Annotated in this window: 13 protein-coding genes; 5 read left to right on the top strand and 8 right to left on the bottom strand. The window is 67.4% G+C overall.

What is annotated here, in order from left to right; genetic code table 11:
- Positions 1–97: 97 nt before the first annotated feature.
- Positions 98–880, bottom strand: coding sequence for a DUF732 domain-containing protein (locus A5701_RS24315; protein WP_067760341.1), 783 nt, complete (start codon positions 878–880; stop codon positions 98–100).
- Positions 881–1,185: 305 nt separating this feature from the next.
- Between A5701_RS24315 and A5701_RS24320 the strand changes: the two genes are divergently transcribed.
- Together A5701_RS24320 and A5701_RS24325 are read left to right on the top strand one after the other, a co-directional pair.
- Entirely contained in the window at positions 1,186–1,389 is a 204-nt protein-coding gene (locus A5701_RS24320; RefSeq protein ID WP_067282851.1) for a cold-shock protein, read from the top strand.
- 1,048 nt (positions 1,390–2,437) lie between these two features.
- On the top strand, positions 2,438–3,331 hold the full coding sequence (locus tag A5701_RS24325) for a lytic transglycosylase domain-containing protein (protein WP_067760393.1): 894 nt from the start codon (positions 2,438–2,440) through the stop codon (positions 3,329–3,331).
- Positions 3,332–3,341: 10 nt separating this feature from the next.
- On the opposite strand, the gene A5701_RS24330 is transcribed toward A5701_RS24325, so the two are convergent.
- The 5 genes from A5701_RS24330 to A5701_RS24350 form a co-directional block, all read right to left on the bottom strand.
- Positions 3,342–3,581, bottom strand: a complete 240-nt coding sequence (locus A5701_RS24330) for a hypothetical protein (RefSeq protein ID WP_067282847.1) — start codon at positions 3,579–3,581, stop codon at positions 3,342–3,344.
- Positions 3,582–3,659: 78 nt separating this feature from the next.
- Positions 3,660–4,637 (bottom strand): MAP_0585 family protein, encoded by a 978-nt coding sequence (locus tag A5701_RS24335; protein WP_067760343.1) that lies wholly within the window; start codon positions 4,635–4,637, stop codon positions 3,660–3,662.
- A 40-nt stretch (positions 4,638–4,677) separates the two neighbouring features.
- A complete protein-coding gene (locus tag A5701_RS24340; RefSeq protein WP_067760345.1) occupies positions 4,678–5,145 on the bottom strand; it encodes a lipoprotein LpqH in 468 nt (155 codons plus the stop codon).
- Positions 5,146–5,295: 150 nt separating this feature from the next.
- Entirely contained in the window at positions 5,296–5,943 is a 648-nt protein-coding gene (locus A5701_RS24345; protein WP_067760347.1) for a trypsin, read from the bottom strand.
- Positions 5,944–6,105: 162 nt separating this feature from the next.
- On the bottom strand, positions 6,106–6,972 hold the full coding sequence (locus A5701_RS24350) for an alpha/beta fold hydrolase (protein ID WP_197499183.1): 867 nt from the start codon (positions 6,970–6,972) through the stop codon (positions 6,106–6,108).
- Between the two features lie 62 nt (positions 6,973–7,034).
- Between A5701_RS24350 and A5701_RS24355 the strand changes: the two genes are divergently transcribed.
- A complete protein-coding gene (locus A5701_RS24355; RefSeq protein WP_067760349.1) occupies positions 7,035–8,519 on the top strand; it encodes an amidase in 1,485 nt (494 codons plus the stop codon).
- Here A5701_RS24355 and A5701_RS24360 read toward each other — a convergent pair whose 3' ends face one another.
- A complete protein-coding gene (locus A5701_RS24360; protein WP_067760351.1) occupies positions 8,520–8,699 on the bottom strand; it encodes a hypothetical protein in 180 nt (59 codons plus the stop codon).
- 210 nt (positions 8,700–8,909) lie between these two features.
- Positions 8,910–10,058 (bottom strand): TDT family transporter, encoded by a 1,149-nt coding sequence (locus tag A5701_RS24365; protein ID WP_067760353.1) that lies wholly within the window; start codon positions 10,056–10,058, stop codon positions 8,910–8,912.
- 63 nt (positions 10,059–10,121) lie between these two features.
- On the opposite strand from A5701_RS24365, the gene A5701_RS24370 reads away from it, so the two are divergent.
- On the top strand, positions 10,122–10,394 hold the full coding sequence (locus A5701_RS24370; protein ID WP_197499181.1) for a hypothetical protein: 273 nt from the start codon (positions 10,122–10,124) through the stop codon (positions 10,392–10,394).
- 278 nt (positions 10,395–10,672) lie between these two features.
- A complete protein-coding gene (locus A5701_RS24375) occupies positions 10,673–12,229 on the top strand; it encodes an LCP family protein (protein WP_067760355.1) in 1,557 nt (518 codons plus the stop codon).
- Positions 12,230–12,252 lie beyond the last annotated feature (23 nt).

Raw genomic sequence — 12,252 nt, forward strand, 5'->3', positions numbered from 1 at the left:
CCGCCGCCGCAGGTGCCGGCCCGTGTCCACAGCCGCACGTCGAACGGCCCTGATCCGCCGCCAAACGTGCCCACGCCGGGCGAAGACGCGGAATGGTTCAGGGGTGGCCGGGAATGCCTTCGAGGTCTCCCTGGACGCCTTGCAGATCCCCTTGAATGCCTTGCAACTTTCCTTCGATCGCCTGCAGATCGGAGAGAACATTCTGATACGCCGGCTGCATGTCATCCGGCGTTGCAGGTTGAGACTTGGGGCAGTACGCGACGATGGCACCGGCGGTGACTTCCGCGCTTTGGTCGGCGTCCCAAATCGATGACCGCTGCACGAATGCGACCGCATCGGCGAAATTGGGTTGGTGCGCCAGGAAGTCGCAGACCGCATGCCCTTGGGTCATTACGTATTCCTGACTGGGAAACGGTACGCCTTCATGCTTCAACGCGGCGATGAACGCCATGTCGGCAATCTCGATCCGCGGAGCTGGTGCCGCCGGCGCGATGCGACTTGGCGGCGCCGCCGCCGACGGCGGGGTTTCGGTCGGCTGCGCCGATGAATCCCGTTGGTGGACCGCGAACATCACCACAACCGCGGCGGCGAGGGCGGCCAGCGAGAGCGGCAACGCCGCGAGAAGACTCAATCGGCGCCGCACACCCCCGAGCCCGCGGAGCTTGGTGCCGAACCCGCGGGCGCCCCGCACGTCGGCGACCGTCTCGCTTTCACGCATGTCTTCGGGGTGGGGACGAGTGGTCACTGTGCTGTGGGCGAGGAGCTCGTCGAGCAGTTCGTCGATCTCTCGGGACGATGGCTGACCGCCGCGCTCGCGAACCGATCGGCGCCCAAGGGCGATGCGCCGCAATTCTGAATCGATCGTCTCGCGGTCGCGCATATCACCAGTCTGAGAGTGTCAGCACCATGGCACAAGTCCCGAAACAGGCGACCGACCAGCGGAAGGCGGCGCACGTACACCGCCGCCTTCGCCCCGGCCGCCGGGCGGCCGCGAGGCATCCGCCGGAAGCCTCGAACATGCGCCGACACGGCGAGTCTCGCCGCCAGGGCAGGTTCACCCGTAAGCCCTGAAAGCGGCATGAAAAACCCTCTGCCGCACCGCATTACGGGTAGCCGGGGCCGGGCATGCTAGGCTGCCCGGGGATGCCCGTCGGCATCCGTTCGAAAATGAGAGAAGTTGAAGGTATGACACAGGGAACTGTGAAATGGTTTAACAGCGAAAAAGGCTTCGGCTTTATCGCTCCGGACGGCGGCGCAGCAGATGTGTTCGTCCACTACTCGGAGATCCAGGGGACGGGCTACCGATCCCTCGAGGAAAACCAGAGAGTCGAGTTCAATATCGAGCAGGGGACGAAGGGTCCGCAGGCAGTCGGAGTAACTGCCGTCTAGTGCGAGTTCTACCCCAAGTGGGCTGGTGGGTGATTTCCCGCCAGCCCACAGCGCGTTGAGGGGGGTCGCGGCTTGCGTCCGGCGGCGGGCCGGACGCCGGGCAGCCCTACGGCGCCGCCTCCGCCGAGGAGGACCCCCCTTTCGAACATGATCAAGAGGCGCGGTTCCCGGGGGCGTGTAGATTGGTGGAAGCAGTTCTGTTCGCACTGCCCCGTAGCCATTTCCTTGTGCAGATGAGCGCATCTACGAATCGATCCCCCTTCGCCCCACCCGCATGTCGGGCCGAAGCCAAACCCAAGAGGACCCCGCCTTATGACATCCGATCTGTTTTCGCACCGCTACGAGCCCGAGGCCGTGACACACGCCGCTGGTGATTCGGAACCGGTGCAATTTCCGATCTTCTCCGACGGACCCAAGAAGGATTCCGCCTCCACGACGCAATCTTGATCGACCCCCCTGAGGGCTTCAGATCGTCAGTTCCGTTCTGGCACAGCAATTTCGGCGCCTACCAACGGCCCGATGACCCGACTTGCGGCGCCTACTCAGGCGGAGGCGGAACGGGACCGGGCGGCGGTCCGTCCGGCGGGGGTGGCGGAGCCGGCGAGCGATGCGAGCAGTCGGGCACGTAGATCAACACACCCCCCACCATCGTCCAACCGATCGCGCATCCCGGCGGCAACTGAGGGAGCGTCTCGGGTGGAGCGACCAATGCGGTCATGGTTGCCGCGATCATCACCGGCCCCATGAGTCGAGGGACGAACCTCGTCACCCGGCCCGAAGCCCGGCCGGTACGTCTTGCGAACGATTCTGCCGGTGCGTCAGGCATGCAACTTTTCCTGTCTGCCGGGAAGCTTCAAGTGTGAAATGACTGGCCGCTCGTCGCAACTTGAAGCCCTTCCCGACCGATTTCGCCGGCCGGGACCGCGCCGATATCGATCACCGCATTGATGTCACGCTGCGACATGCGGAAGACTGTTCAGGGCAATCGACGGAAGTGTCCACTGTGAACTTGATCCGTGTAGTCGCTGCGCCGCTGCTGGGCGCGGCCATGTTCGCCCTCGTCGGCTGCTCGGTGTCGACGGCCAAGCCGATCGCGACTTCCACGACCACCGCGGCCGCGGCTCCTGTCGCGTCCAGAACCGTTGCGGCAGAACCGAATCCACCCCTCGGCGCGCAGCCCCAACTGGCGTCGGACCCGGCTCAGCTGGCCGACGACCTCGTCGCCGACGAGCGCGCGCTGCGTGACTCGTCGACGCCGGAGCCGGCATTGGTAGCAGCGGCGCACCGCGAGCAGGCGGCCTATCGCGCCATCGCGCGGCACCCCGAATGGGATTCGGTCGCGCGTCCGCGCATCCCGGCGGAGCTAGCCGACGTATACGACCGCAACCTCGATGCCCGTCGCCAGCTCCAGGCGATGACGCCCGCCAAGGGCACGCTGCCCGCCTGGCGGATCGAGCCTCCCATTCCCGCCGACGAACTGGTGGGCGACTACCACGCGGCGGAAGCGGAGACGGGAGTCGGCTGGAACTATCTGGCCGCGATCAACCTGGTCGAAACGCGCTTCGGCAGCATCAACGGCGTGAGCACCGCGGGCGCGCAAGGACCCATGCAGTTCTTGCCGTCAACGTTCGCCACCTACGGGCAGGGTGGTGACGTCCACTCCCCGCGCGACAGCATCATGGCGGCGGGCCGGTTTCTGGCCGCCAACGGCTTCGCCGGCGACCCCGCCCGCGCCATCTACGGCTACAACCACGCCCACGAATACGTCCGGGCGGTGGACCAATACGCCGCACTGATCGCGAATGATCCCGCCGCCTTCCCCACCTACTACCGGTGGGACGTCTATTACGTCACCACCGCCGGGGATGTGTTGCTCCCGATCGGATACGAGGCGCCGTCCCCGATCCCGGTAGAGGAGTATCTGGCGACCCACCCGCAGTAGCCCGCGTCGATCAGAGGTACTTCAGGGCGATGTCCTGCAGGTGCGATCGCACGTCTTGACCCGTGGCCTTCTCCAGCTTGATCCCCAGCTCGCCGGCCAGGTTGACGAAGCCCATCAGCAGCATGATTTCGCCATCCGGCTCGTCGATGACGTTCTCGACGAGCCGGTTCCAGGCGAATTCGTTGCCGCTGTCGGACGTCCACGCCGTCATCACGTCGATGGCTCGGCGGACGTTTTCTCGCACATCCATGCCCGGAGCCTGCCATGACCTCCGGATCGCCGCCCGACGACGGGCACGCCGGCCGAGCCGGCTGCGCCCGTCGAACCGTCAGTAGAGCGGAACCCAGACTCCCATGTACCAGAAGCCCCAACCACCGAACTGCCAGTTGAAGACCGGGATGGCGGTGTAGCTGTCGTATTGGAAAGGCCCGAAATCGGCCTGCGCGACGACGACGTCGCGCGGCGGCCCGGACCACGGGCGGTTCCAGCCACCAGGGGGCGGCGGACCGTCCCAGCCCCCGGGAGGGGGCGCGCCCACCCAATGGGGCGGCGGGTGGCCGGGCGCAGGACCGTCGTTCCAGCCGTGCCCCCGAGGCGGCGGCGGGGGCGGTGCCCCGTGATCCACGATGCTGAAACCCGCCCGCGCGTCGCCGGGTCCGCCTATTTGGGCGTTGCCGCTGACGTACGTCCCACGCGGAACGTACGGCTGGTGCGGGGGCTGGGTGCTCGGCGGGTTGAGGGCCTGCCTGCCCTCCGGCGGTGGCGGGTTGTGCCCGCTCGCCGGCGAGTTGGGCTGTCCGCCGGGACCGTTCTGGCCCTGGTCGCCCGGCTGGTTGCCCGGGCCGCCCTGCTGCGGGTTCTGCCAGTGCTCGTTGGGCGCCGGCGAGTTCTGGCCGCCCTGCGGCGGATTGTTCTGCCCACCCTGCTGCGGCGGGTTGTTCGGCCCACCCTGCTGCGGCGGGTTGTTCGGCCCACCCTGCTGCGGCGGGTTGTTCTGGCCACCCTGGGGCGGACTCTGACCATGCCCACCCGGGGGTGGATTGTTCTGCCCGCCCGGCGCTCCAGCGGGTCCGCCCTGCTGGCCGCCGGGACCACCGCCCTGTTGGCCGCCGGGGCCGCCGCCCTGCTGGCCGCCGGGGTTTCCTCCGCCACCGCCGCCGGGGTTTCCCCCGCCGCCACCGCCATGGCAACCGGGGCACGGCGGTGGGGGGTCGAGTGGGGCCGCGAAGGCCGAGCCCGCGTTCAGCGTGACCGTGGAGAGGCTCAACCCCGCCGCGACCGCCGCCGCACTGACGACACGTTTCATAGACATAGCTGCGTCCCCTCTTGGCTATCGATCGCCTGCACTACGGGCATGTCACGTTCAACTCGAATGACTTGGTCACCTGCTGCGGTTGCTGCGGGTTGCTCATGTCGAGCCCGGTCGCTGTGCCCTTGATCGCGTAGGCCTTCCCGTTCACCGCGGCGCCCGCGTTGCCACCCTGGTTGGGAGCCGCGTCCGAGAAGCCGAGCGTGATGCCGTTGACGCTGCCGAGCCCGACCGAATGAACGATGGGGGGATTGGCGTTGCTGACCACCGCGCCGACCCCGGCCGTCGGATCACCGATGCCGATGTTGGTGTTGTCTCCCGACGGGGTGCACGTGACCTGGCCGCTGACGTTTTGCGTCTGACCGTCGACGATGACCTGTGGGCCGGACGCCGAGGGCGTCGACGAGCCCGACGACCCCGTGCTTGACTTATTGCTCGAACAGCCGGCGCATGCTGCGGCCACCACGGCCACGCCCGCCACGCCGACGACAATCCCACGCTTCACTAATGCTTCCCTTCGTGTCGCTGGTGTCGCACTGCACAACTCATTGGCTTCCCCAACGTGGCTAGCCCTCACCGACGTCGCGGGACGCCGGATACCCGGTGCCCGGCCGTCGTAAACGCTGGGTTAAAGACGCAGGGGACGCGGCATCTCTCAGGGGAGAACGCGTAATCCCCAGCTGCCGAGCAGCGGATCGATGAGCGCGAAGTCGGTCGTGTAGTCGTCGCCGTCGGGTGACGACATCAGCAGGCCAACCGCGCTCACGGTGCCGTCGGGGTTCTTCACGAAGCCCGGGCTGCCGCTGTCGCCGTTGAGGCTGAACACGCTGGCGGTTACCACCCCATTCTCGACGTGTTTGACGAAACCACAGGTTTCACCGGTAACCGCGCCAACTTTGCAGAAAGGCATACCTTCGCGAATCTGCTGCGCACTCAACACATCCCGCACCACGTACCTGCCGCCGACATCACCCGACGGCGCACCGACGCTCGGGTCGAGGAGGATGATAGCGGCGTCCTTCGTGTCGCCCTCTTTCTCGCTGGCGGTGATCTTGCCCAGGGGAACGTCATTCCCGTACGTCCACAACGAACCGTCATGGGCGTCGCAGTGGCCGCTGGTCATCAGGTAATAACTGCCGTCATTGCCCTGGGCCGCGAAACCCGCTGTGCACGAGCTGTTTTCGTCTTCCACCTTGATGCCCGGCGTCACTCCGCCGTCGGCTCGCGCCGGGTTCGCCAGCGTCGTCGCGGCGACGACCACAGCACCGACCAAGCCCAACCCTCGCAACCACCGCATGGCCACGCCGCCTCTCTTGAAGTGTCGGGCAGCATGTTAACAGCGCCAGCGGGTTTCAGCCGCCTGGGTGGTTCGCCGAAGGCGGCATCGCACCGCAGCATATTGACTAGGGCGACAAAACCCAGTGGATACTGTAAGAGGCAACAACTTTCGTCCAGGAAGCGACGATCACCCGCCGACATGACGGGCAAGGAAGCCCAGCACGGCGTCGGCGAAGATGTCGTTGCGATCACCGGCGACCATATGCCCCGCACCGCGAACGTCGGTGAACTCGACCTGTGGGAAGCGCTCCAGGAATTCGTCGGCGCGTTCCTGGCTGACGAGGTCACTCATCTGGCCCCGGATCAACAGCATCGGCACGCCGCCGCGCAGGATCGCGTCGACTGCCGCGTGCATCCGATCGGGGTCGGTGACCTCGAATGGCGGGAAAGCCGCGGTCCCGCTGATGAACTGGGGATCCCAGTGCCAGTACCAGCGATCGCCGCGACGGCGCAGGTTCGTGGTCAACCCGTCCAGATCGGTCGGCCTCGGCCGGTGCGGGTTGTATTCCGCGATGGCGTCGGCGACCTCGTCAAGCGAGGCGAAGCCCGATTCCACCCGCTCGGACATGAAGGCGTGGATCCGATTGGCCCCGGACTGGTCCATGTTCGGGACGATGTCGACCAGGACGACCGCGCTCGCGATGCCCGGCGCGAGCTCGCCCGCGAGCAGCATCGAGGTGAACCCACCCAGAGAGGCGCCGACGAGTACCGGCTGCGGCGGCAGGGTGCCCAACACCTCCTCGACGTCGCCGGCGAAGCTGACGACACGGTAGTCACCCTCGTCGGACCAGTCGGATTCGCCGTGGCCGCGCAGGTCGACGGTGACGGCTTGCCAGCCGCGCTGCGCGACGGCGGCAGCGGCCTTGCCCCACGAGCGGCGGGTCTGTCCGCCGCCGTGCAGGAACACCACGGCCCGCGCGTCAGGATCACCCAGTCGGTCCGCGACGATTCGGACGCCACCGGGCCCCTGGATTGAAAACGGTTCGACTGCCATCGGCATCTGGTGATACTAAGCCGCTTCAATACGATGCACCGGGGCGTCCGGAGGAGAAAACGATGAACCTTGACGAGTACATGTCCCTGGACGCGACCGCGTTGGCCGAACTGGTGGCGGCGAAGCAGATCACGGCCGCCGAACTTCTCGCACTGGCGAGGCAACGAGCGGACGCGGTCAATCCACGGTTGAACGCGATCGTTCGCCGGCTGGGCGACGTCGCGGACTCCCGGGCGGCCGATCCGGACCTGAGCGGGCCGTTCGCCGGCGTGCCCTTCGTGATCAAAGACCTCGCTCAGGAGTACCGCGGCTTTCCGACCTCGAGCGGTTCCCGGTCGCTGGCCAACGACGTGGCCGACCGACACGCGTTGGTCACTCAGCGGTTCCTGGACGCGGGACTGGTGATCTTCGCGATGACCAACACCCCCGAGTTCGGGGCCAAGGGCGTGACGGAATCGGATTATTGGGGTCCGGCGCGCAACCCGTGGAACACCGGGCACACTCCGGGCGGATCTTCGGGCGGGTCCGGCGCGGCGGTCGCGGCCGGGATCGTTCCGGCCGCGGGTGCCAACGACGGAGGCGGATCGATCCGCATCCCCGCCGCCTGCAATGGGCTCGTCGGCCTCAAGCTGAGTAGGGGCCTGTCGCCCTACGGCCCGCAGACGGGCGAGCCGATGTTCGGGATGGTCACCCAGGGTGTGGTTTCACGCACCGTACGTGACAGCGCCGCGCTATGCGACGCGATCGTCGGCCGTGATCCGCATGCGGCTTACGAAGTCGCCCTTCCGCGAGGCACTTTCGCCGATCACATCAAGGGTCGCCCGGACGCGCTGCGGATCGGGTACTCCTGGTCCTCGGCGATCAACCCGAATCCCGACCGGGAATCCGTCGCCGCGGTGGAACGGGCGGCGAGCCTCCTCAACGATCTGGGGCATCACGTCGAGGAGGTGCCGCCCCCGTACGACGACGCCGCCCTGGCCCGTGACTTCCTCACCATCTGGTTCGCGCAGCTCTACCACCATGTCGCAGACGCCAGGAAACGCACCGGCGCCCGCGACCGCGATTTCGAGGCCGACACCTTGGCCGTGAGTGAACTCGCCAGGGCCACCGGCGTTTTGGCACCTATCTTCGCGCTGGAAAACCGCAACGAGCACATCCGGTGCCTGGCCACGTTCCACGAAAGCTTCGACTGCTTGCTGACCCCAACTCTCGCGACCCCGCCGCTGCGCATCGGGGCCACCGCGACGCCGCGCCTTCTGCAACGGGTGGCCCGCGTCGCGAGCACGCTGCATGCGGGAAAAGTCATGGCGCGCAGTGGGATTCTCGATCAGCTGATCCAGGAGAGCCTGGGCTGGGTGCCCTACACGCAGCTGGCCAACCTCACCGGGCGTCCCGCGATAAGCGTGCCGCTGCATTGGACCGGCATCGGACTCCCGCTCGGTGTGCAGTTGGTGGGCCGGCTCGGCGCGGACGGCGATCTTCTCCGGTTGGCGGCCCAACTCGAAGAGGCGAGCCCGTGGGCTCACCGGTATCCGGCGTCGGTGTGACTAGCCCGGTTCGCCGGGCCCGTCTTCGGCCGCGCGGTCGCCTCCCCAAAGCCTGGCGAACCGCTTGGCGACGTCGCCAAACCGGTTGCCCGACCGTTGGGATGACTTGATCCTGCCGAGAGCCTGTTTCCCCTCCGCGGCGTAGTCCTTGACGGTTTCGTCGCCTTCCTCAGCGCGCATCCTTAACCTCCTTGGTCAAGCTTCGTGTTTGCGCCCCAGACGGTTCTGCCGGCGTCAAACGTTGCGGCGGCTCGACCGGCGTGAACCGCTCGGACGTGCCACTGGCCGGTGCCGCGCCCCGGCGGCCCGCTGGTGTCCGACACCGAGCCTCCGATCGGCTCATGGAGGCCTACCCGCCGACCCGGGGGATCGAAACGCCCACGGCCTTGGTCAGGACACCGGTTCCTTGCTGGCCTTGACCGGCACGTTGCTCGGCGGCAGCTTGAGCAGGTTTCCGCGCAGGCTCCCGCGAGCGGTCCGCACAGCCACCAGCAACCACGTGAACAGCAGCCCGGCGTACGCGACGGCCGCGGCCACCCGGAACGCGGGCAGGTGGGTGTGGCCGGCGAGCTGGGAGGTGCCCGTGACGAACGTTCCGACCGGGAAGGTCAGGCTCCACCACGTCAGGGCGAACGGCATCCCGCGCCGCAGTGTGCGCACGGTCAACGCGGTCGCCAGCGCGATCCACAACACCGCGAAGCCCCAGACCGGGACTCCGTAGAGGATCGCGAAGGCGTTCAGGTCCTCGGCCAGTTCGCGATCAACAGCCAGTCCGGCGCAGGCCCCCAAAAGACCTGCGGCCGTGATGGATTGCCCGAGTGGGCCCAACACAATCCACAGCGTGGGCACGCGCGCCGAGCCTGACGTCCCGTACAGCGTCAGGCGGGCCCAGATCATCGCGATGATGTTCAGGGAAGCCAGCAACGACAGCCCGAACATCGCGTAGCAGCCGAAGAGCATGGTCTCGCGCCCGGTGCCCGCCGTCATGTGTGGCAGCAGCAGCGCCCCCATGGCCGCGGTCACCATTGGCGGAACCACCGGCATCAGCCAGCCCCCGAACGCCGCGTCGGGCTCGACATTGTGCTGGGTGAACATCAGGTAGGGAATGCTCACCGCGGTGAACAGCCCGCCCAGCGTGCCCCCGGTCCAGAGCACCCAATCCAGGTCGACGGCGATGCGCCCACCGATCAGGTCCCTGCCGACCAGCACCGCTCCCCCACCCACCGTCATCAGGGCCATGGGTGCCGCGCCGTAGAAGTGCGCCATCTGCGGGTTGCGCGCGTGGGTACGGGCCACGGTGGGGTGACGTAGCCAGTGACCGCCCACCAGGACGATCAGCCCGACGAGCAGGACGGCGGCGATCACCCAGACCACTTGGGCGAATGCGCGCAACCCGACCACGTGGACGGGCAAGGTGGCGCCGGCGATGGCCACGATGCCGGTGCCCATCACCGAGGCGAACCAGTTGGGTCCGATGTTGCCCAGAACCTCGACCCGGGTCTGCGGCGACGGCGCGCCGTCCCGGTTTGCAGTGGCCATAGCTGAGAAACCCTACTGCGCGTGGCCGACCCGGGCCGGCATGCCGCTTACACTCCAACGGTGATGCATCCGGCACCCACGGCGAAGCAAGGATTGAACAAAGCCGCGGTGAGGGTCGGGATAGCCGTGCTGGTGGTGCTCGCCGTCCTGGCCGCACCGATCAAACAACGATGCGGGGCGCCGGGCCTCTCGTGCGCGACGGCGGTGGACCCCCAAGGCAACATCCACTACTACTACGAGGTGGAGCCGCTGGGCGTGTACCTCGCCGAGGTCATGACCGGCACGAACATCACCATCTTCTACGAATCCGGCGACGACCTCGTCAAAGCCCGCTAGCCGCAGCACCAGCTCGGTAACGACTTCGAGCCGGTCTGGGCGGCGGTGTGACCTAGTCGAGACCACCGCGCGACGCTTCAACTAGAAAGCGCTGGTCAGGCGAAGATTGGGTCGGAAAATTCGTGCGCGGGCGGCCGGCCGGGGCCCGGTTCGCGGGCGTTCTCGATTGGGGGCTTCACAGCAAGCTAACGCATACTTGACACCATGCTTGAAGCGACATCGCCGCAAACCGCCGGTGCGGTGCCTGGTGATGCGCTGGGTGTGGGCAGAGGTTTGTGATGGCCCGCTCGGGCGGCGCCCACCGCCGCCACCGAGCCGTCCGTCAGCACTCCCGTTTCCGCAGGGGGCTGACGCGCACCCTGGGCGCGCTGATCTCGGTGGCCGCGGTGGGGTTGACCGGGGCGGGTTACTACGTCGCGCACGGCGCGCTCGGCGGGATCACCGTCTCGAACGCTTTGCAGCCCGACGACCCGCGGTCCAGCGGCGACGACATGAACATCCTTCTGATCGGGCTGGACTCGCGAAAGGATCAGGACGGCAACGACCTACCCTGGTCGATCTTGAAGCACCTCCACGCAGGCGATTCCGACGACGGCGGCTACAACACCAACACGCTGATCCTCGTGCACGTCAGTGCCGACAACAAAGTGGTCGCCTTCTCCATCCCCCGCGACGACTGGGTGGCCTTCAACGGGGTCCCCGGATACAACCACATCAAGATCAAGGAGGCGTACGGCCTCACCAAGCAGTACGTCGCAAACAAGCTCGCCAACCAGGGCACCAGCAGCCAAAAGGAACTCGAGACCAAGGGCCGTGAAGCCGGCCGGGCGGCGACGCTGCGCGCGGTGCGCAGCCTGACCGGCGTTCCCATCGACTACTTCGCCGAGGTCAACCTGGCCGGGTTCTACGACCTGGCCCAGACGCTCGGCGGGGTGGAGGTCTGCCTCAACCATCCGGTCTACGACTCGTACTCCGGCGCGGACTTCCCGGCCGGGCGGCAGACGCTGGACGCCTCCCAGGCCCTGTCCTTCGTCCGGCAGCGCCACGGCCTGGAAAACGGGGACCTGGACCGCACCCACCGCCAACAGGCGTTCATCTCGTCGGTCATGCAGGAGTTGCAGGCCGCCGGCACCTTCACCAACCTGGACAAGCTCAAGAGCCTGATGGCGGTGGCGCGCAAGGATGTGGTGCTGTCGGCCGGTTGGGACGAGGAGATGATCCAGCGGCTCGGCTCGCTTGCCTCCAGCGGCCAGGTCGAGTTCCGGACGCTGCCGGTGGTGCGGTACGACAACATCGACGGCCAGGACGTCAACATCATCGACCCGGCCGCGATCAAGGCCGAGGTGGCGACGGCCATCGGCGCCTCGCCTGCCACCACTACGCCCGCCACCACGGCCGCCAAACCGAGCCCGTCGACCGTCGTCGACGTGATCAATGCCGGCAGCTTGAGCGGGCTCGCGACCGAGGTATCCCACGCGCTGCAGAACCACGGCTACACCACCGGTCAGACCCGCGACCGCAACTCGGGCGAACCGACCGCGAGCACCGTCGCCTACGGCGTCGGGGCCGAGACCGACGCGCGCAACGTGGCCAAGCTGCTCGGCCTCGACGCGCCCAGTCAGCCCGATCCCAACGTCCAGCCCGGACACATTCGGGTGACCGTCGATACGAACTTCTCGGTGTCGACGGTGGACGACGGCACGTCGGACGAAACGTCAAGCACCACAACGTCCAGCAAGGCCAAGCCGTATTACTACAACGGCACCACCACGACCTACCCGACGCCCGATCAGGGGAAGCCGATCGACGGCGGCGGCGTGCCCTGCGTTAACTAGCGGCGATCGCAAGCGCGGCGAAG

This window comes from Mycobacterium sp. E3305 (assembly GCF_001666785.1).
In the GTDB taxonomy this organism is placed as follows: Bacteria; Actinomycetota; Actinomycetes; order Mycobacteriales; family Mycobacteriaceae; genus Mycobacterium.